Annotated in this window: 16 protein-coding genes; 5 read left to right on the top strand and 11 right to left on the bottom strand. The window is 68.1% G+C overall.

Annotation, left to right across the window (positions count from 1 at the left end; genetic code table 11):
• Nucleotides 1-35 precede the first annotated feature (35 nt).
• From AC5WJ1_RS17855 to hppD, 6 genes are all read right to left on the bottom strand, one after another.
• Entirely contained in the window at nt 36-2,249 is a 2,214-nt protein-coding gene (locus AC5WJ1_RS17855; RefSeq protein WP_195427457.1) for a xanthine dehydrogenase family protein molybdopterin-binding subunit, read from the bottom strand.
• 12 nt (nt 2,250-2,261) lie between these two features.
• Nucleotides 2,262-3,254 carry an FAD binding domain-containing protein gene (locus AC5WJ1_RS17850; RefSeq protein ID WP_135703859.1) on the bottom strand — a complete coding sequence of 331 codons (993 nt, stop codon included), beginning with the start codon at nt 3,252-3,254 and terminating at the stop codon, nt 2,262-2,264.
• Between the two features lie 9 nt (nt 3,255-3,263).
• A complete protein-coding gene (locus AC5WJ1_RS17845; RefSeq protein WP_135703860.1) occupies nt 3,264-3,836 on the bottom strand; it encodes a (2Fe-2S)-binding protein in 573 nt (190 codons plus the stop codon).
• 253 nt (nt 3,837-4,089) lie between these two features.
• A complete protein-coding gene (locus AC5WJ1_RS17840; RefSeq protein ID WP_135703861.1) occupies nt 4,090-5,286 on the bottom strand; it encodes an amino acid aminotransferase in 1,197 nt (398 codons plus the stop codon).
• Nucleotides 5,287-5,404: 118 nt separating this feature from the next.
• Nucleotides 5,405-6,799: an amino acid permease gene (locus AC5WJ1_RS17835; protein WP_133093323.1), complete on the bottom strand. Its 1,395-nt coding sequence runs from the start codon at nt 6,797-6,799 to the stop codon at nt 5,405-5,407.
• 183 nt (nt 6,800-6,982) lie between these two features.
• Nucleotides 6,983-8,062, bottom strand: a complete 1,080-nt coding sequence (gene hppD / locus AC5WJ1_RS17830; RefSeq protein WP_133093322.1) for a 4-hydroxyphenylpyruvate dioxygenase — start codon at nt 8,060-8,062, stop codon at nt 6,983-6,985.
• A gap of 408 nt (nt 8,063-8,470) precedes the next feature.
• On the opposite strand from hppD, the gene AC5WJ1_RS17825 reads away from it, so the two are divergent.
• Complete coding sequence (locus AC5WJ1_RS17825) at nt 8,471-8,944, top strand: Lrp/AsnC family transcriptional regulator (protein ID WP_063240375.1); 474 nt, start codon at nt 8,471-8,473, stop codon at nt 8,942-8,944.
• A 17-nt stretch (nt 8,945-8,961) separates the two neighbouring features.
• Here AC5WJ1_RS17825 and AC5WJ1_RS17820 read toward each other — a convergent pair whose 3' ends face one another.
• Entirely contained in the window at nt 8,962-10,878 is a 1,917-nt protein-coding gene (locus AC5WJ1_RS17820) for a PAS domain-containing sensor histidine kinase (protein ID WP_240745775.1), read from the bottom strand.
• Nucleotides 10,879-11,452: 574 nt separating this feature from the next.
• Between AC5WJ1_RS17820 and AC5WJ1_RS17815 the strand changes: the two genes are divergently transcribed.
• The 3 genes from AC5WJ1_RS17815 (at nt 11,453) to AC5WJ1_RS17805 (ending at nt 13,547) form a co-directional block, all read left to right on the top strand.
• Nucleotides 11,453-12,076, top strand: coding sequence for a response regulator transcription factor (locus tag AC5WJ1_RS17815; protein ID WP_133093342.1), 624 nt, complete (start codon nt 11,453-11,455; stop codon nt 12,074-12,076).
• A gap of 42 nt (nt 12,077-12,118) precedes the next feature.
• Nucleotides 12,119-12,802: an Hpt domain-containing protein gene (locus AC5WJ1_RS17810; protein ID WP_135703862.1), complete on the top strand. Its 684-nt coding sequence runs from the start codon at nt 12,119-12,121 to the stop codon at nt 12,800-12,802.
• Between the two features lie 214 nt (nt 12,803-13,016).
• Nucleotides 13,017-13,547, top strand: coding sequence for a hypothetical protein (locus tag AC5WJ1_RS17805; RefSeq protein WP_494476830.1), 531 nt, complete (start codon nt 13,017-13,019; stop codon nt 13,545-13,547).
• Between the two features lie 142 nt (nt 13,548-13,689).
• Here the strand turns inward: AC5WJ1_RS17805 and AC5WJ1_RS17800 are convergent, their stop codons facing one another.
• Nucleotides 13,690-14,592: a patatin-like phospholipase family protein gene (locus tag AC5WJ1_RS17800; protein WP_135703864.1), complete on the bottom strand. Its 903-nt coding sequence runs from the start codon at nt 14,590-14,592 to the stop codon at nt 13,690-13,692.
• 280 nt (nt 14,593-14,872) lie between these two features.
• Entirely contained in the window at nt 14,873-15,616 is a 744-nt protein-coding gene (locus AC5WJ1_RS17795) for a YceH family protein (protein ID WP_135703865.1), read from the bottom strand.
• A gap of 212 nt (nt 15,617-15,828) precedes the next feature.
• Here AC5WJ1_RS17795 and AC5WJ1_RS17790 point away from each other — a divergent pair, with 212 nt between their 5' ends.
• Nucleotides 15,829-17,586: an FAD-dependent oxidoreductase gene (locus AC5WJ1_RS17790; protein ID WP_195427455.1), complete on the top strand. Its 1,758-nt coding sequence runs from the start codon at nt 15,829-15,831 to the stop codon at nt 17,584-17,586.
• 8 nt (nt 17,587-17,594) lie between these two features.
• On the opposite strand, the gene ada is transcribed toward AC5WJ1_RS17790, so the two are convergent.
• Both ada and AC5WJ1_RS17780 read right to left on the bottom strand, forming a co-directional pair.
• On the bottom strand, nt 17,595-18,689 hold the full coding sequence (ada, locus tag AC5WJ1_RS17785; protein WP_494476829.1) for a bifunctional DNA-binding transcriptional regulator/O6-methylguanine-DNA methyltransferase Ada: 1,095 nt from the start codon (nt 18,687-18,689) through the stop codon (nt 17,595-17,597).
• Nucleotides 18,690-18,697: 8 nt separating this feature from the next.
• Nucleotides 18,698-19,474 (bottom strand): 2OG-Fe(II) oxygenase, encoded by a 777-nt coding sequence (locus tag AC5WJ1_RS17780; protein WP_135704036.1) that lies wholly within the window; start codon nt 19,472-19,474, stop codon nt 18,698-18,700.
• Nucleotides 19,475-19,653 lie beyond the last annotated feature (179 nt).

The following is a 19,653-nucleotide window of genomic DNA, read 5'->3' as shown; positions in this document are numbered from 1 at the left end:
GCCGCTTGCGCAACCACCGGCGTGCCGTCCGGCCGTCAGTCCAGCAGCTTGTCGGGCGTCAGCGGCAGGTCGCGCACGCGCCGTCCGGTCGCGTGGTACACGGCATTGGCAATGGCGGCGGCGACCCCCACGATGCCGATCTCGCCGATGCCCTTGGTGCCCAGCGCATTGATATGCGGGTCGTGCCCGTCCAGCATGTCGACGTCGATCTCGCCCACGTCGGCGCTGACCGGTACATGGTATTCGGCGAGGTTGGCATTGGCCACGCGGCCGGTGGCGAGGTCCAGTTCGCTTTTCTCATGCAGCGCCATGCCGATGCCCCAGACGATGCCGCCCACCAGCTGGCTATGCGCTGTCTTGCGGTTCAGCACGCGGCCCACGTCGTAGCAGCCGGCCACGCGATGCACGCGGACCTCGCCCAGGTCGGGATCGACATGCACTTCGGCAAAGACCGCGCCGAAGGCGTGCATCGAGTACTGCTTGCGCTCATCGCCCGGCCTGGCGCTGGCGTGGGCCTCGACAGGCTGGCCGCCGGCGCGCGTGACGGCGGCGCCGACCGGCTCGCGGCGCGACGGGTCGCTGCGCAGCCGCAGCCAGCCGTCCACGACCTCCACGTCATCCGGGCGAGCGCCGTAGAACGGCGAGGCGGGATCGGCCACGGCCAGCGCCACCAGCTTGCCGCGCGCAGCGGCGCAGGCCTGCTGCACCGCCGGCGCGACGCTGGCTGCCGACTGCGATCCGCCCGAGACCGGCGCCTCCGGAAAATCCGTATCGCCCAGTTCAAAGCGCACGCGCTCCAGCGGCAGGCCGAGCGCGTCGGCCGCCACCTGCGTCATCACGGTATAGGTGCCGGTGCCAAGGTCCTGCGAGCCGCTGCGCACCAGCGCGGTCCCGTCCGGCAGGATGCGCGCCAGCGCGCTCGCGGCCGAACGGTTGGCAGGGTAGGTGGCGGTGGCCATTCCCAGGCCCACCAGCTTGCCGCCGGCCTGCATCGAACGCGGCTTCGGATTGCGGCGCGACCAATCAAAGCGCTCGGCCGCCACGCGATAGCATTCGCGCAGCGATTTGCTGGAGAAGGGCATCTGCTTGTGCGGATCGGTATCGGCGTGGTTGCGCAGGCGCAACTCAAGCGGATCGATGCCGAGCCGATCGGCCAGCTCATCCAGCGCGCACTCCAATGCGAAGCTCCCCGGAGCCTCGCCCGGCGCGCGCATGAAGGTCATGGTGCCGACCTGCAGCCGTACCACCCGGTGGCTGGTCTGCAGGTTGGGGCATGCGTAGAGCGATCGCGTCAGCACGGCGCAAGTCTCGAGCCATTCCTCGAGCTGCGCGCTGCCGATGACGACGTCGTGGCGCATCGCCTGCAGGCGGCCATCGCCGCCGGCAGCGGCGAGTACGCGCTGTTCGGTGACGGGCCGCGCGCCCACCGGCCCGAACATCTGCACGCGCTCGATTACCAGCTTGACCGGCCTGGCGGCCGCGCGCGCCGCCATGGCCGCCAGCACCACGTGCGACCACATCGAACCCTTGCAGCCGAAGCCGCCGCCGACGAAGGGGCAGCGCACGCGCACCTTGCCGGCCGGGATGCCGAACGTGGCCGCTACCGCCTTGCGCACGCCGCTGACGTACTGGGTGGAGTCGTACAGCGTCAGGTTGTCGTCGTCCCAGGCGGCGATGGTGGCATGCGGTTCCATCGGGTTGTGGTGCTCCATCGGCGTGGTGTAAACCGCGTCGACCGTCGCGCTCGCTGAATGCAGCGCGGCGTCGACATCGCCGCGATGGCTGTCGGCCTCGCCAGCGTCTTCGCCCCGCGGCCTGGCGGCGTGCAGGCGCGCCTGCGCGAAATCCAGCACGGCCGGCTGCTCGCGGTAGCGGACCACCAGCCGCGCCGCCGCATCGCGCGCCTGGTCCAGCGTATCGGCCACGACCACGGCGATGGGCTGGTTGTTGTAGTGGACCGCGGTGTCCTGCAGCAGCGTCATTACGTGTCCGGCGGTCGGCGTATCTGCCCCGGCCTTGCCGCCCCTGGGCAGCTTCGGCGCGTTGAAGGGCGTCATGACCAGCCGGACGCCGGGCAACTGCTGGCACGCGGCGCTGTCGATCGATTCCACCTTGCCATGCGGGATAGTGCTGGTCACCATCACCGCGTGGACCAGTCCCGGCAGGACATGGTCGGCCGTGTAGCGTGCGCGGCCGGTGACCTTGAGCACGCCGTCGGTGCGGTCGATGGGAGCGCCGGTAACGCTCATTGCAATGCTCCTTCAGGCGCCTTGCGGGCGGGCTGCCACCTGCAGCGCGCGCACCACGGCGCGTTGCGCCAGCCCGACCTTGAAGGCGTTGTGCTCATACGACCGGGCGCCGTCGAGCAACAGGCGGGCGGCTTCTGCCGCGCTGTGCGCGCTCAGCGGCCGGCCGGTCAGCGCCTGCTCGGCTCCGGGCACGCGCCAGGGCTTGTGTGCCACGCCGCCCAGCGCAATCCGCGCGCTGCGCACGGTATGGCCGGAAAATTCCAGCGCCGCGGCCACCGAGACCAGCGCGAAGGCGAAACTGGACCGGTCGCGCACCTTCAGGTAGTGCGCATGCGCGGCGTAGGGCGAGGGCGGCAGTTCCAGCGCCACGACCAGTTCGCCGGGCGCCAGCGTCGTGTCGATCTCGGGCTTGTCTTCCGGCAAGCGATGGAAGTCGGCGATCCTGATGCGGCGCTCGCCGCCGGGCGCGCGCACGACAATGACGGCCTCCAGCGCGGCCAGCGCCACGCACATGTCGGACGGATGCACGGCGATGCAATGCTCGCTCGCGCCAAGGATCGCGTGCATGCGGTTGATGCCGTCGAGCGCACCGCAGCCCGAGCCTGGCTTGCGCTTGTTGCAGGCCGGGAATCCCGTGTCGTAGAAATAGTGGCAGCGCGTGCGTTGCAGCAGGTTGCCGCCGACGGTGGCCATATTGCGCAGCTGCCCGGACGCGCCGGACAAGAGCGCCTGCGCCAGCAGCGGGTACTGCTCGCGCACCAACCGCAGGTTGGCCGCGTCGGTGTTGGTAAGCGTCGCGCCGATGCGCAGGCCGCCGTCTGGCAGCGCCTCGACCCGCGCCAGCGGCAGGCGGCTCACGTCGACCAGCTGTCGCGGCGTTTCGACACCAGCCTTGACCAGGTCGATCAGATTGGTGCCGCCGCCGATATAGCGCGCGCCCGGCTGGCTGCCCAGCCGCAGCGCTTCGTCGATGGTGTCGGGCCGCGCGTAGGAGAATGGCTGCATGCCGCGGCCTCAGTGCGCGCCTGGCTTGCCGCCGGCCTCGCGGATCGCGGCGACGATCTTGGGATAGGCGCCGCAGCGGCACAGGTTGCCGCTCATGCGCTCGCGGATCTCGTCGTCGCCAAGCGGCAGCGTGGGCGCTGCCAGCGGCCGCACCGCGCTGGCCTCGCCGGCGCGCGCCTCGGCCAGCATGCCGACGGCCGAGCAGATCTGCCCCGGCGTGCAGAAGCCGCACTGCAGTGCGTCATGCGCGACAAAGGCTGCCTGCACCGGGTGCAGCGCGTTGCCGCCGGACAGGCCTTCGATGGTGGTAAGGTCGCGGCCCTCCTGCATCACCGCCAGCGTCAGGCAGGCCTGGATGCGGCGCCCGTCGCTGAGCACCGTGCAGGCGCCGCACTGGCCGCGGTCGCAGCCTTTCTTGGTGCCGGTCAGGTGCATCACTTCGCGCAGCGTGTCGAGCAATGTGGCGCGTGGCTCGAGTTGCAGGGTGTGGGACTGGCCGTTGATCCTGAGCGTGACGGGTCGCGCGGCACTGCCTGCGGGCGCGGTGGCATCGCGCCGGGAGGGCTCCTTGTGTTCGGACATCGTGCTGGCCTCTTGTGGACTGGGCGGCACCACGGGGATGGCGTCGCGCCAGATAGTGCAGCAAGAAGGACAGCAAATTCGGTGCCCGTCGGCGGGGCAGGCTTGTACCAGCAGTGGCAGGGAAGCGGGGCCGCCGCGTGCGTCATAACTCCACGTGGGCTTGTAGAAATTACGCTCGCGCCAGCCGGCCAGCAAAAAGAAAAGCGGCGCACAATGGCGCCGCCCCTGGCATTGTTTGCGAAACCGGAAAGGCTTAGCCCTTCAGCACGCTGCCGATGGCCTTCGCCACGATGCCCACGTTGCGCTCGTTGAGGCCGGCCACGCACATGCGGCCGGAGCGCAGCAGGTAGACACCGTGCTGCTCGCGCAGGCGCTCGGCCTGGTCGGCGCTCAGGCCGGTGTAGGTGAACATGCCGCGCTGCGTCAGGTAGCGCGACAGCGCCTCGCCGCTGACATGGTCGCGCAGGTTGTGGTGGATCGCTTCACGCATGCGCGCGATGCGGCCGCACATCTGGGCCAGTTCTTCTTCCCACAGCTGGCGCAGCTCGGGCGTGGTGAGCACCTTGGCCACCACGCGCGCGCCGTGCGTCGGCGGGTTGCTGTAGTTGGCACGCACCGCGCCGGTCAGCTGGCCGAGCACGTTGGCGGCTTCGCCGGCGGTGTTGCAGAACACGCTCAGGCCGCCGCAGCGCTCGCCATACAGCGAAAAGTTCTTCGAGAACGAATTGGCCACCAGGCACGGCACGTCCTGCGCCACCAGTTCGCGGATCGCAAAGGCGTCGTCCTCCAGGCCGGCGCCGAAGCCCTGGTAGGCCATGTCGACGAAGGGCAGCAGGTTGTTGGCCTTGACCAGCGCGATCAGCTGGCGCCACTGGTCCTGGTTCAGGTCCACGCCGGTCGGGTTGTGGCAGCAGGCGTGCAGCAGCACGATGCTCTGCGCGGGGATGGCGCGCAGCGCGTCCATCATCGCGTCGAACTTCAGGCCGCCGGTGGCGTCGTCGTAGTACGGGTAGGTGTTGACCGTGAACCCCGCGCGCTCGAACACCACGCGATGGTTTTCCCAGCTCGGGTCGCTGATCCAGACCTGCGACTGCGGGTAGTAGCGCTTGAGGAAGTCCGCGCCCACGCGCAGCGCGCCGGAGCCGCCCAGCGTCTGCAGCGTGGCGATGCGGCCGGCGGCGCGCGCCGGCGAGTCTTCGCCGAACACCAGCGCCTGCACCGCGCTGCGGTAGCCCGCCAGGCCCGACATCGGCAGGTAGGGGCGCGGGCCCATGTCGGCCAGCAGCGCGGCCTCGGCCTTGGCAACCGCCTGCATCACCGGCAGGCGGCCGTCATCGTCAAAGTAGATGCCGATGCTCAGGTTGACCTTGTCGGTGCGGGGATCTTTCTGGAAGTCCTCGTTGAGCGAGAGGATGGGGTCGCCGGGGAAGGCTTCGATGTGTGCGAACATGGGATGCGATGGAATCAGGTCGGAGGGGGCTGCTGCGTGGCGTAGGCAGGCGCCGGGCACCGCGCAGCAAGGATTCTAACCGGCGGCGCCCGCGGTTTGCAGGCGCCGCACTGGCCGTTCAGCGCAACTGCTGGGCGGCGACGCCGTCCTGCAGCAAGGCGGCTGCTTTCTTCTGGCGCACCAGGTAGCTGACGCCGAGCACCACCAGCCACACCGGGATCAGGTAGACGGAAAGGCGCAGGCCTTCGGTCAGGTACATCACCACCAGGATGCCGCCCAGGAACACCAGGCACAGGTAGTTGGTCAGCGGGTAGCCCCAGCTCTGGAACTTCGTGGCCTGGCCGGCGCGGCGCTTGTCGGCCCGGAACTTCAGGTGGATCAGGCTGATCATGGCCCAGTTGATGATCAGGGCCGACACCACCAGGCCCATCAGCAGCTCAAAGGCCTTGCCCGGCATGAAGTAGTTGATCACCACGCACACCGCGGTGGCCAGCGCCGAGAAGGCCAGCGCCGTCAGCGGGATGCCGCGCTTGTTGACCTTCAGCAGCGCCTTGGGCGCATTGCCCTGCTGGGCCAGGCCGTACAGCATGCGGCTGTTGCAGTACACGCCGCTGTTGTAGACCGACAGCGCCGCGGTCAGCACCACCACGTTCAGCACGTTGGCAACCCAGTTGCTGTTCAGCGCATGGAAGATCAGCACGAACGGGCTGCCCCCGGTGACTACGTTCTCCCACGGGTACAGCGACAGCAGCACTGCCAGCGCGCCCACATAGAAGATCAGGATGCGGTAGATCACCTGGTTGGTGGCCTTGGGAATGGTCTTCTCGGGCGAATCCGCTTCCGCTGCGGTAATGCCCACCAGCTCGAGCCCGCCGAACGAGAACATGATCACCGCCATGGCCATCACCAGGCCGCCCATGCCGTTGGGGAAGAAGCCGCCGTGCTGCCACAGGTTGGCCACGCTGGCCTGCGGGCCGGCATTGCCCGACATCAGCAGGTAGCCGCCGAAGCCGATCATGCCGATGATGGCCGCGACCTTGATGATCGAGAACCAGAATTCCATCTCGCCGAAGGACTTCACGCTCGACAGGTTGATCGCGTTGATCACCAGGAAGAACACCAGCGCCGAGACCCAGGTCGGGATTTCCGGCCACCAGTACTGCACGTAGATGCCGACGGCGGACAGTTCGGCCATGCTCACCAGGATGTACAGCACCCAGTAGTTCCAGCCGGAGAGAAAGCCGGCGAAGTGGCCGCAGTACTTGTCGGCGAAGTAGCTGAAGGAGCCGGCGACCGGCTCGTCCACCACCATCTCGCCGAGCTGGCGCATGATGAAGAACGCCACGATGCCGGCGATCGCGTAGCCCAGCAGGACCGAGGGTCCCGCCATCTTGATGGTCTGGGCGATGCCCAGGAAAAGGCCGGTGCCGATGGCGCCGCCCAGCGCGATCAGCTGGATATGCCGGTTCTTCAGGCCACGCTTGAGCGTGCCGTCATTGCTGCTTGCATGCATTCAGTTGTTTCCTCTACCCATTCTCATGGAATGCGGGCCCGCGCCTCTGGCTGTTTGGAGTCGGACGCTTGGGCCGGGGGGACGCAACCACCCGCGCGGCAGGGTGACTGCCGCGTGAGTGGTTCGCTTACCGGAACCGGCTGGTGCCTGGCACAGGCGGCCGGTCAGTGAAGGCCGATCCGGTCAGGCCTCGACCTTGAGCGTGCCGCGCTCGATCTGGTCGCGTTCCAGCGACTCGAACAGCGCCTTGAAGTTGCCTTCGCCGAAGCCTTCGTCGCCGCGGCGCTGGATGAACTCGAAGAACACCGGACCCAGCGCGGTCTTGGAGAAGATCTGCAGCAGCAGGCGGGGCTTGCCGCCTTCCGTGGTGCCGTCCAGCAGGATGCCGCGCGACTTCAGTTGCTCGACGGGCTGGCCGTGGCCGGGCAGGCGCGTGTCCAGCGCTTCGTAGTAGTAGTCGTTCGGCGCGGTCATCAGCGGCACGCCCGCGAGCTGCAGATTGTCGATGACCTCGATCAGGTTGTCGGTCAGGAAGGCGATGTGCTGGATGCCCTCGCCGTTGAAGGCCATCAGGAACTCTTCGATCTGGCCGGCGCCCTTGGACGATTCCTCGTTCAGCGGAATGCGGATTTTACCATCCGGCGCGGTCATGGCCTTGGAGGTCAGGCCGGTGTACTCGCCCTGGATGTCGAAGTAGCGGATTTCACGGAAGTTGAACAGCTTTTCATAGAAGTTGGCCCAATAAGCCATGCGGCCACGGTAGACGTTGTGCGTCAGGTGGTCGATCAGCTTGAGGCCGTGGCCGACCGGGTGGCGGTCGACACCCTCGATGAACTCGAAGTCGATGTCATAGATCGACTTGCCTTCCTCGAAGCGGTCGATCAGGTAGAGCGGCGCGCCGCCGATGCCCTTGATCGCGGGCAGGCGCAGTTCCATCGGGCCGGTCGGGATTTCCACCGGTTGCGCGCCCAGTTCCAGTGCGCGGGCATAGGCCTTGTGCGAATCCTTGACGCGGAAGGCCATGCCGCAGGCGCTCGGGCCGTGCTCGGCGGCAAAGTAGGCGGCGTGGCTGTGCGGCTCGCGGTTGACGATGAAGTTCACCTCGCCCTGGCGGTACAGCACCACGTCCTTGGAGCGGTGCTTTGCCACCAGCGTGAAGCCCATCTGCTCGAACAGCGGCTCGAGCACATTAGGGGTGGGCGAGGCGAATTCCACGAATTCGAAGCCCATCAGTTGCATCGGGTTGTCAAACAGGTCGGCCATGGCTTTCTCACTAAGGGGAAACTAAGGGGAGGTTAATGATTGGATCGGTGCGGCGCCCGCAGAGTGCCGTCGGGCAGGACGGGCGCGCGCCGAAGATCGGGATTCCGGTTCAGCGCTCCGCGCCGTTGGCGCTGGCGCCTGGCGTGCCAGGCTGGGAAGGCAGGTTCATGGTCATGGGGGCGTTCAGAACCGGTCAGTCGGGAAATATTATTGCAGTGGCGACGCTGCCAGGATCGGGTGGCGCCGCCGCCAGTCATGCCGGCGTACCTGGTCTTGGCGCTGGCTTTATGTCGCTGGCTTGGGATGCAGTGTATATTCTGCCCAGCAAAATTGGATTTCGTTAGCCACGCAGGGAAACCCTAGCTTATGAAATCAAATTGCTTGAATCTCTGAAGTGAGGAAATCAAAGTGCAAACGATCGAGCTGGACCGTACCGATCGCCGCCTGCTCGCGGTCTTGCAGGAGCGCGCGCGCGCCTCGAACCTGGAGCTGGCCGAGGCAATTGCGCTGTCTCCGGCACAAACGCTGCGGCGCCACCGCCGCCTGGAAGAGGCCGGACTGGTCAAGCGCTACGAAGCGCGGCTGGATGCCGCTGCCCTCGGCCTGGGCGTCGTTGCCTTTATCCACGTGACGATGGAGCGCGGGCATATCCGCGAGCTGTCCAACTTCAAGCGGCTGGTGGCGGAACTGGCGCAGATCCAGGAGTGCTTTTCCGTGACCGGCGATATCGACTATGTGCTGAAGGTGGTCGCGAAGGACCTGAAGGCGTTGTCTGACTTCCTGCTCGATACGCTGATGCGGATCCCGGGCGTCAGCGCGGTCAAGTCCAGCGTCTGCCTGGACGAGATCAAGTGCACCAGCGCCGTGCCGGTGGAAGCCTGAAACCGCGCGGGTTCCCGTTACTCCGGGACCGTGTCGATCCGGTCGCACGCCACGTTCATTGCGCGGCAAACGGCACACCAGGCCGCACAGGAGCCGGGCTTGCCGGCGTTCGGCGCATCTTCGGCGGGCGGCTCGGATCGCACCGCATGCACCGTCATCGACGGCCGCGGCGGCGGAAGGCGGCCGCTGCAGGCGCGTGCCACCGCTTCGTCCAGATCCTGCAGGCCCACCGGCTTGACGATCACCGCATTCATGCCGGCAGCCAGCGCGGCGGCGTGGTCTTCCGCCACGGCACTGGCGGTGCAGCCGACGATGGGCACGTCGCGGACCGCGTCATCACGGCCCCGCACCGCACGCGCGAACGCCAGGCCGTCCATCACCGGCATCGCGCAGTCGCAGACCACGACGTCGAACACTGCGCCATCGAGCCTGGCCAGCCCGTCACGGCCGTCCTTCGCGGTAGCCACATGGTGGCCCAGGTACTCCAGCTGGCGCTGCAGCAGCAGGCGGTTGGGCGCGTGGTCGTCGATCACCAGGATGCGGGCATGGCAGCGCGCGCAGCCCGGCATTGGCACCGGCTGCGCCGGCTCGGCAGCGACGGCGTCGGCCAGCGCCAGCGGCAACGACACCGTCACGCGCGTGCCCTGGCCCGGCTGGCTGGCCAGCGCAATCTGTCCGCCCATCGCGCTCGCCAGGCGCCGGCAGATCGCCAGGCCGAGCCCGGTGCCGCCTGCGTGCGCGCGCGACTGGTCGTGTACCTGCGCGAACGGCTCGAACAGCCGCGCTTGCGCCGCCGGTGGTATGCCGATGCCCGTATCGGTAACAGTCAGCGTCACGCCTTGCTTGCCGTCCTCGGCCGGCTCGGCTTCGAGCTGGATATGGATCGTCCCGCGGTCGGTAAAGCGCACGGCGTTGGACACCAGGTTGCCCAGGATTTGCCGGAAGCGCAGGCCGTCGACCTGGTGCAGCGGCGCGACGCCGGCGCCGGTTTCGCCGGTCAGCGTCAATCCCTTCTGCTCGGCCACGGGACCGAATATCAGCAGGGTGTCGTTGACCAGCGCCGGCAGCGATGCCGGCGCCGGGTGGACGCTGAACTTGCCGGCCTCCATCTTTGACAAGTCCAGGATGTCGTCGATCAGCGCCAGCAGGCCGAGCGCCGACTGATGCGCGGTCACCAGCTGCAGGCGGTCGCGGTCAGGCAGCTGGCATTGCGCCAGTGTCAGCTCCAGCATGCCGGTGATCGCGTTCATCGGCGTGCGGATCTCATGGCTGACCGAAGCCAGGAAGGTGGATTTGGCGCGGTTGGCGGCTTCCGCCTCGGCCTTGGCGAGTGCCAGTTCGGCCAGCATGTCGTGGCGTTCGGTCAGGTCGACGCAGCCGCCCGCGAGGCCCTTGACCTTGCCGTCGGCGCCGCGCAGCGGCGTAATCCAGTTGAGCACATGATGGCTGCGCCCGTCGAGTTGCAGGCAACGGTCCTTTCGCAGCGGCGCGCCATCGTCGAGGACCTTGCGGTAGTCGCGCGCCAGCTCGGCCATGTCGGTGACGATGGGATGCGCATGGCCCGGCGCATCGAGCGGCTGGCCGCGCAGCAGCTCGCGCGTGACGCCGACGAGTTCCTCGTAGCTGCGGTTGCAGGTGATGAGCCGCAGCGAGGCATCGCGCAGGTAGACCGGCTGCGGAATGCCGTCAAGCAGCGCCGACTGGATCGCTATATGGTCGTTCAGCGCGCTCTCGGCCGCGCGGCGCCGGCGAACCTCGCGATGGAGCACGGCGATCCATGCCAGCAAGCATGCACTGAGGCCGCAGAACAGCATCGCGGCCCAGCCGTACAGGCGTTCATGGGCAGGCGACGCGGCGCGCAGCGGCGCCATGGTCTGGCCCACGGCGCCGGTCGAGAAAGCGAACAGGACCATCGCGGCCCAACGATGCAACACGGCAATGGCGTGGCGGGGTGGCGATGGGGCGCGGCATGCCGTGCTGGGGGATTTCGAACGGACCGGCAAGCAGGAAAGGAGGGAAAGGCAGGACAGGCGGGGCAAGGCGAACCAGGAAAATGCGGCTGGTATTCACTCTATGAGCCAAGCTGCACCACCTCATTCAGACAATGCCGAAAATGCCTGTGGAAATTTCCGATTCGAGTGCCGACAGTGCCTAACGCGCTGCCAAGGGCGGGCCTGCAGCGGGGATTTAGTGTGCGCCCACGCCGAAGTTATGCATGTCCGGCGACGCTCTCTGCACATTGCGAGTGTGATTGCGGCGCTATGATTCGCCCTGCCAACCGCAATGCCTGCGCGCTCCATCCATGCGGCATCGCTCGCGACCGAAACACGGGCCGGCATAGGACAATCAGCACAACCCGCTTGCCCGCTCACGAAGATAGGAAGATTCCTTTCACGCCTCGGAATCTTCAGGTGTATTCGTGGGCAAATGCTGCGCACAATTCTGCAACGCCTGACTTCTTCGCGCCCTTCGCGAAGGCACAGAAAAGTTTGCAATGGAGTAAATGCAGTGGCCACTATCCTGATCGTCGACGATCATCCGCCCGTGCGAGTCGTCCTCAAGACCCACTTGTCCCAGGTGCTGGGCGTCACGCATGTACTGGAAGCAGACAATGGCCAGGCCGCCGTGGAAATCGTGCGGCAGTGTGCGCCCGACGTGGTGATCCTCGACCTGGACATACCGAAGATCAACGGCCTTGACGTGATTCCCCGCCTCAAGGCCGTGCATCCGGGCGTGCGCATCCTGGTGATCTCGGGGCAGGACCAGAATACCTTTGCCCCGCGCGCGCGCCAGGCGGGCGCGCATGGCTTCGTGAGCAAGACCCAGGAGATTTCGGAAATCGTGCGCTGCGCCGAATCGGTGCTGGCGGGCTACACGGTAATGCCCGAACTCGAGGGCGGAAAATCCGAGTTCGGCGATGAGGCATTGCGCCTGGCCAGCCTGTCGGACAAGGAGCTGATTATCATGCAAATGCTGGCGAAAGGGATGAGCAACAAGGAGATTGGGGAAGTCCTGTTTATTTCCAATAAGACTGTCAGCACCCACAAGACGCGGATCATGGAAAAGCTGGGGGCGCGCTCGATCGTGGATGTCATCGATTTTGCGCGGCGCCACCATATTGCGATCGGCTAGCATGGCGGGCTTGGTTTCATTCGCATTGCCCAGGGAGTTGCCATGAACTGCGCGCTGCTGATTGCCGCCCTGCACGACGGACAGTGGGCCGCCAGCGTGGCGTCGCTGCTGCAGCGGCTGGGGTTTGCACCGCACCTCGCCGCGCCGGGTTCGGCACTTGCGCAGGCATCGGCCGGCAAGGCCGGGCTGGTCATCGCGGGGCCGGGCGCGCCCGTGCCGCCCACGCTGCTGGAAGGCTGGCATGCCGCCGGCGCGCTGTGCGCGGTCGCGGTACCGCCCGGGAAACCGGCGGACCATGGTGCCTTCGTGGCCCGATTGCCGGTGCCTACAACCGAAGCGGCGATTCTTGCCATGCTGGCCGAGCGCCATTACATTGCGCTCCCTGCGCACGAGGCGGCTGCGATCCCGGCTGCGATTGCCGCGCAGACCCTCGGCGACAAGGGGTTCGCAGCCGAATTGCTGCAGGCGCTGGTGACGTCGGCGCAGGACGACCTGGCACAATTGCGCGCCGCCGGCACCGAACTGGAAACGTGCGGCAGCATCGCACATCGGATGAAATCGTCTGCGCACTATGTCGGTTGCGACTCGCTGCGCGGGCTGGCGCAACGCATGGAAGACGCCGCCCGCGGTGGCGATGCCGGCACGGTGATGGCACTCCGCGCGGTTTTCGAACCGACCTGCGCGCGCCTGGTTGAGTTGCTGGCGGCTCTGGCGGCCAGGACATAAGGCCAGGCCAGTTGATGTGATTATCAGGCACGGTGATTTACCGGATTGGCGCAGGCGCGCCGCTTGATTATGCTGGATTGACGGTGGCTGGTTATTCTGGATATCCGGTAATGAATGCCGCCGATTCATTCCGGGTGGGTATGGAAGGATTTTGGCGCGGCAATTCCAGCCAGATTTTCCCTGGCTGGTCGCCGGCATTTTCCGGGGACGGGTCATGAACCATGCGTTGGCGGCATTGCCGGAATCGGCCTTCTATTTCCACCTGGCTGCGGTGGCCCTGCTGCTGCTGTCGTTCTTTTCCGGCCGCGCCATCTTGCAGGTGCTGGCCACACGCGAGGGACGCCGCGAACGGGCGCAGCGCCTGGCCCGCGTTGCCATTGGCCGGCTGGCCGCGCTCGGCGCCATCTGGACGGCGATTGTCTATGGGCACGGCGCATGGGAGCGCGCCGGTGCCCACAACTGCCGGCACCTGCCGGCGGTGGATGCGGCTGTGCGCTACGCCGCGGAATATTGTTACCTGCGCCATGACCGGTTGCTGTTGCGCGTGTATGGCGGAGGGCGGGGCGATGGGCGTAGGGACGGGCGCGAGCACTTGCTGGCGCACCGCACCATCACCAGCGTCGGTCCGGTCCACGTGAGCTGGGATGGCCAGGCGCTGGTTTACGCGTCCCCGGCCGCGGGAACGCAAGGACGGCTGGCGCTGCCACCCACTTGGCGCGACCGGTTGCTGGCGCGGCTGCCCTGAAGCCCTCGCATAGCCTTGCTCGATCAGCAAGGCTGCGGCGGCTTCGATCAGGGCCCCTGGCGGGTACTCGCGCTGCGCTCGGTCTGGGACGGCATGCCGGCCATTGTAGCAACGTGCCGGAGCCTGCCCCCAGGGGGCGCCGTCAGTGCGGAGCGGCCGCCGGGATATCGGTGCTGCAGCTGGGCGACGCGTCGTCGTGCGAATGCACGTGCAGCGCGCCCGGGACATGTCGGCTCTCCAGGCCCTTGGCCTGCAGCCACCGGGCGGTGGTGGCGGCGGCGCGGTCGATCAGTTCGCCGCAGCGCGTGTAGTCGTAGGGCGAGATATCGAGCGGGCACAGCGGGGGCACCACGCTGATATGCGCCCGGTCGGCAAAGTGCTGCAGGTCGTTCACCAGTTGGCGCGCCACCAGCAGCGACAGCGCATTGAAGGCATGTTCCAGCGCGCCGCGCGGCGCCCGGCGCTCGGCGCAGGTGAAGCCCGCGGGCAGCACGATCACTCGGGTGGCGCCGAGGGCGACCGCGGTGGATACGGGGGTATTGTTGGCCACGCCGCCGTCGATCAGCGTGCGGCCTTCGAACTGCACCGGCGGGAACACGCCGGGAATGGCGGCACTGGCCAGCACCGCATCCACGATGTTGCCGCGCGAGAGCAGCACCTCATCGCCGCTGTTCATGTCGGTCGCGACCACGTGGAGGGGCAGCTCGGCCGCTTCCAGCCGGCGCGGCCCGAAATGCCGCGCCAGCAGCGCACGCAGGCCCGCCGACTCGACCAGGTGTCCGCGGCTGCGCCCGACCATGCCGAGCACGCTGCGCCAGCCCCACGGCATGATGTCGGCGCGGCGGATGCCGCGCCACAGCTGGTCCAGCTGGCCGGCGCCGGCAACGCCTGGGTTGCAGGCGAAATAGGCCCCGTTGATCGCGCCTGCCGAGGCGCCAATGACGATGTCGGGCGTCACGCCCCATGCCACCAGCTCGCGCAGCATGCCGACCTGGATTGCGCCGAGGCTGCCGCCGCCGGCAAATACGAAGGCTGTCTTGTCCATGGCTGTCGTGATGGCGCGGTGCGTCCGCGCTGTCTCCCCTTGCATGTCGGCTCGCGTGTCGCGACCCTGGCAAAAGCATAACCGACACCGGACCGGCTCGGCATGATGGTGTCCCCGAAGCGCCGGTCCGTCACGTCGGCGTTCTGTGCCTGAATAATGCAATTAACCGCCAGGCGCAAATTTTCCACAACTTCAGGCACGGCTGGCCTCAGGAGGATCCTCGCTGGCAGTACCCGGGGCCCCGGCAGAGCATGCCGGGACGCGGAAAGTTCTGGTTGCGCTATTCCAGGAATTCGTCGGGAGCAATCCCGAGCTGGCCGGCCATATGGTCGACGAGGGCCTGCAAGCGCGCGACCTTCTCCGAGAGCGCCTGGTGTTCCGCGCGCAGTTGGGCAAGTTCGCCGGTAGTCCCGGCGCCCGCGTCGGCACTACCTTGGCCGCCGCCGTAAGCCGCCTCCTGCGCGGCTTCCAGCCCCGCATCGCCGCCCAGCAGGTGCATCCAGCGGTGCTCGCGCGCGCCGGGCGCACGCGCCAGCCGGACCACGAAGGGCGGCTCGCGCTCGGCCAGTTCATCCAGGAACCCCTCCACCGCCGAAATATCGGCAAACGCGTGCAGGCGCGCCGTGTTCAGGCGCAATTCCGCCGCGGTCTGCGGCCCGCGCAGCAATAGCATTGCAAGCAGCGCGACTGACTGGCTCGGCACGGCCAGCGCGCGCTGCATATTGTGTTCGAAGCGCGGCACGCGGCTGCTGCTGCCCTCGAAGACCAGGCTCAGGTGCTTGAGCCCGTCGATGGCGTCGAGGATCTCGGGCTCGCTCACGTTCATGACGGGCGCGCGGGCGGTCTTCTGGTTGCAGCCGGAGGCGAGGGCATTGAGCGACAGCGGATAGGTGTCGGGGACGGTGTGCTGTTTTTCCACCAGCACGCCGAGCACGCGGCCTTCCACGGCTGACAGGGGCCGCGGCGCGGGGCGGGCGGGGCGTTCGCCAGGCTGGCTGGCGTCGGAGACGGAATCGGGTTGCATCAAGACTCTGGGTTGGACTCGGGCGGCGCCTGCCGGCCTGGCGGCGCGCTCCCATTCAAGCGCAAGGCAGCGCCAGGCGCAACTATGCCATGCCGGCGCTGCCGCGCCGCGGTTTGCGCCTGGTTCGTCCCTCGCATTCTGCGGCGTGCCGTCTAATATCGATAGGCCGCGCTGCCACCGGCTGCGCGCGTACCGACTACTGGGGGGCCAACATGGCGATTTCACAGGCGGAAGCGATGGCAACGGGTGCCACCGATGGCGAGGCTGGCGGAGCGGGCGCAACGTCCGACGGCGCCGGCCTGGAAGCGCCGTACTCCACTCTGGAGTCGCGCTGGCACCAGATGTTCCCGCAGCTTGGCGCCGAAGACATGGCACGGGTGAAGCGCTTCGGCACGCCGCAGCGCTGGCGCGCCGGCGAGAAGCTGTTCTCGATCGGCCAGACCGGGCGTGGCATGTACCTCGTCACCAGCGGCTGCGTGCGCATCGTGCGCCGCGACGGGCTGGGACGCGAGCACACGATCACTGAACAGGGACCTGGCCACTTCCTGGCCGAGGTCGGCACGCTCAGCGGCCGGCCGGCCCTGGTCGACGGCGTCGCCTTGAGCGACACCGACGGCTACGCAATCACGCCCGAGCGCCTGCGCGCGCTGCTGGTGGCCGAGGCCGAGCTGGGCGAGCGCATCATGCGCGCGCTGATCCTGCGCCGCGTCGGCCTGATCGAGTTCGGCAGCGGACCGGTCCTGGTCGGCCACGGCACCGAGCCGCTGCTGCTGGCGCTGCAGGCGTTCCTGCGGCGCAACGGCTACCCGCATACCGTGATCGACATGGACGTGGACGGCGACTGCTCGCTGCTGCTCGAGTACGCCCACGCGCCCGCGAGCGACTTCCCGCTGGTGATCTGCCCCGACGGCCGCGTGCTGCGCGCGCCGGACGAGGGCCAGCTGGCGTCATGCCTGGGGTTGTTGCCGGAGTTCGACCCGCACCATGTCTATGACGTGGTCGTGGTGGGCGCGGGGCCGGCTGGCCTGGCCACAGCGGTGTATGCGGCATCCGAAGGGCTGTCGGTCGCGGTGATCGACTGCCGCTCGCCTGGCGGCCAGGCTGGCGCCAGCGCGCGCATCGAGAACTATCTGGGCTTTCCCACCGGCATCTCCGGGCAGGCGCTGGCCGGACGCGCCTTCGTGCAGGCGCTGAAGTTCGGCGCGCATATCGCCATCCCGCTGGAAGTGAAGGCCCTGCATTGCGGCACCGACCCGATCCGGCTGGAGCTGGTCGACGGACGCATGATCCCGACCCATACGGTGGTGATCGCCACCGGCGCGCAATACCGCCGGCCCGGCATCGAGTCACTGGAGCGTTTCGAAGGGCGCGGTGTTTACTACTGGGCCTCGCCGGTGGAGGCCAAGCTGTGCCGCAACGAACCCGCGATGCTGGTCGGCGGCGGCAACTCGGCCGGGCAGGCCGCGGTCTACCTGGCGTCGAATGCCGCGCACGTGCATATGCTGGTGCGCGGCCCCGGGCTCGCAGCGACCATGTCGCGCTACCTGATCGACCGCATCGGTTCGCTGCCCAATGTCACGCTGCATACCCATGCGCATATCACCGCGCTGATGGGCAATGGCTGGTTGTCTCGGGTGCGCTACGACGCGCCGGGCGAAAGCCCCACGCCGGTGGAAATGGACGTGCGCCACCTGTTCCTGTTCATCGGCGCGGACCCTAACGCGAGCTGGCTGCGCACCTGCCATGTCGAGGTCGACGACAAGGGCTTTGTGCGCACCGGAGGCGGCGAACTTGGCTGCGCGGCGGCGGTGCCCTATCCGCTGCAGACCAGCGTGCCGGGTGTCTTCGCCATCGGCGATGTGCGCTCGGGCTCGACCAAGCGCGTCGCGGCCGCGGTGGGCGAGGGCGCCGCGGTGGTGGCGCAGATCCACGACTACCTGGCCAAGGTCCAGCTGGCGGCGGCCCGATAGCGCAAGCTTCAGCCTTTTGCTTCGCGCGCAAGCAAATCGCGCTTGCGCGCAACGCCCCAGCGGTAGCCTGACAGGCCGCCGTCGCTGCGCACGACGCGATGGCAAGGAATCGCCACCGCCAGGTGGTTGGCCGCGCAGGCCTGCGCCACCGCGCGTACCGCCCGCGGCGCGCCGATGCGGGCCGCGATCTCGGCATAGCTGGCGGTGCTGCCCGGCGGGATTTCTTGCAGCGCTTGCCAGACGCGCTGCTGGAAGGCGGTGCCGCGCACGTCCAGCGGCAGCGCCAGGCCGGTCGCTGGCGCCTCGACAAAGCCCACCACCTGCGCCACCAGTTGCTCGAACCGCGCGTCGCCGCCGATCAGGTTGGCGCGCGGAAACTGGTCCTGCAGATCCTGCAGCAGCGCCTGCGGATCGTCGCCCAGCAGGATCGCGCAGACGCCGCGCTTGCTCTGCGCGACCAGGATCGCTCCCAGCGCGGACTGGCCGATGGCGAAGCGGATATCCGTGCCGGCGCCGCCAGCGCGGTAGCGCGACGGCGTCATGCCGAGTACCGCGTCCGCGGTCTCGTAGAAGCGGCTGTTGGAGCCGAAGCCGGCGTCGTAGATGGCCTCCGTCACCGATTCGCTGCTGCCCAGTTGCGTGCGCAGCTTGCTGGCGCGGTGCGCGGCCGCGTAGGCGCGCGGGGTCAGGCCGGTCGCGGCCTTGAAGAGCCGGTGGAAATGGTAGGGGCTGACGCCGGCGGCGCGCGCCAGTTCGGGCAGCGCGGGCAAGGTATCGGCCGCTTCGATGCGGCGGCATGCGTCGGCCACCATGGCGGCGTGCTGTGCGGCCAGCGCGGGCGGCGCGGCGCGGCGGCTTGGCCGGTAGCCTGCGGCTTCGGCCGCCGAGGCGTTGTCGAAGAACTCGACATTGGCCGGATGCGGCAGCCGCGACGGGCTGCTGGGCAGGCAATAGACGCCGGTGGTCTTGACCGCGTAGACAAAGCTGCCGTCGGCGGCGGGATCGTGCGCCAGCACGCGCGCCCAGCGCGGGTCGTTCTCGATGGCGGATTTGTTGTCGGTGCTGCCGGCGTTGTGGCGCGGCCCTGGCATGGATGCAGGCATGTCGATCCTCAGCTGGCGTCGTGAAAGATGATGCCGAGCGTGTAGCGCTGGCCCGCATGCAGCCGGCTGACGCCATGCCGCAGGTTGACCCGGTAGCTGCCGCGGCTGCCTTGCACGGGCCGCTGGCTGACGGCGAACACCACTGCATCGCCCTGGCGCAGCGACACCACTTCGGCGCGCGACTGCATGCGCGGGCGCTGCTCGGTCATCACGAACTCGCCGCCGGTGAAATCGCGTCCGGGCTCGGACAGCAGCACCGCCACCTGCAACGGAAACACATGTTCGCCGTACAGGTCCTGGTGCAGGCAGTTGTAGTCCCCCGGGCCGTAACGCAGCAGCAGCGGCGTGGGACGCGACTGGCCGGCCTGGTGGCAACGCGCCAGGTAGTCCGCGTGCACGGCGGGAAAGCGCGTGTCGACGCCCATCGCGGCGTTCCAGCGGTTGGCGACGGGCACCAGGCGCGGGTACAGCGCCATGCGCAAGGCGCCGACGATGTCGGGCAAGGGATAGGCGAAGTACTTGTACTCGCCCTGGCCGAAGCCGTGCCGCGCCATCACGATGCGCGAGCGGTACAGCCCGTCCTGCTGGTAGCGCGCGGCGAGCGCCCGGCATTCCGCTTCGGCGAGCAGGCCCCGGATGGCGGCGCAGCCGTACGCGTCGAGCTCGCGTTCCAGCGTGGCCCAGTCGATGCCATCGACGCGCGCGCCGATGGGCGCTCGCACTGGCGGCTGGCGCCCGATTTCCTGCGGGGCCGGCACGGGGCGGCGTGGCCCGCCTACCGCCATCGCGCGTGGCTGCGGGTGCTGTGCCTGCTTGGTCGTCACTGCCGTTCTCCGGTGTTGGCTTGCATGGTGCCCACTTTAGGCCGGGTAGCCGGCGGTGGCACTCGGGGTCTTGCTTTTGAATTCTGCACGAGAAATCGCCTTGACAAGACAGATCTGTCTACAAATAATGAGACAGGTCT

The sequence above is a fragment of the Cupriavidus sp. MEYA8 genome (genome assembly GCF_059278825.1).
This window is presented reverse-complemented; position numbering and strand designations above follow the sequence as displayed.

Bases quoted from the DNA above. Each gene is read 5' to 3' on its own strand.
- AC5WJ1_RS17835 (WP_133093323.1), bottom strand. From the start codon at position 6,799: ATGCATGCAAGCAGCAATGACGGCACGCTCAAGCGTGGCCTGAAGAAC.
- AC5WJ1_RS17800 (WP_135703864.1), bottom strand. From the start codon at position 14,592: ATGGACAAGACAGCCTTCGTATTTGCCGGCGGCGGCAGCCTCGGCGCA.
- AC5WJ1_RS17850 (WP_135703859.1), bottom strand. From the start codon at position 3,254: ATGCAGCCATTCTCCTACGCGCGGCCCGACACCATCGACGAAGCGCTG.
- AC5WJ1_RS17840 (WP_135703861.1), bottom strand. From the start codon at position 5,286: ATGTTCGCACACATCGAAGCCTTCCCCGGCGACCCCATCCTCTCGCTC.
- AC5WJ1_RS17795 (WP_135703865.1), bottom strand. From the start codon at position 15,616: ATGCAACCCGATTCCGTCTCCGACGCCAGCCAGCCTGGCGAACGCCCC.
- AC5WJ1_RS17805 (WP_494476830.1), top strand. From the start codon at position 13,017: ATGAACCATGCGTTGGCGGCATTGCCGGAATCGGCCTTCTATTTCCAC.
- AC5WJ1_RS17790 (WP_195427455.1), top strand. From the start codon at position 15,829: ATGGCGATTTCACAGGCGGAAGCGATGGCAACGGGTGCCACCGATGGC.
- ada (WP_494476829.1), bottom strand. From the start codon at position 18,689: ATGCCTGCATCCATGCCAGGGCCGCGCCACAACGCCGGCAGCACCGAC.
- AC5WJ1_RS17810 (WP_135703862.1), top strand. From the start codon at position 12,119: ATGAACTGCGCGCTGCTGATTGCCGCCCTGCACGACGGACAGTGGGCC.
- AC5WJ1_RS17855 (WP_195427457.1), bottom strand. From the start codon at position 2,249: ATGAGCGTTACCGGCGCTCCCATCGACCGCACCGACGGCGTGCTCAAG.
- AC5WJ1_RS17845 (WP_135703860.1), bottom strand. From the start codon at position 3,836: ATGTCCGAACACAAGGAGCCCTCCCGGCGCGATGCCACCGCGCCCGCA.
- hppD (WP_133093322.1), bottom strand. From the start codon at position 8,062: ATGGCCGACCTGTTTGACAACCCGATGCAACTGATGGGCTTCGAATTC.
- AC5WJ1_RS17780 (WP_135704036.1), bottom strand. From the start codon at position 19,474: ATGGCGGTAGGCGGGCCACGCCGCCCCGTGCCGGCCCCGCAGGAAATC.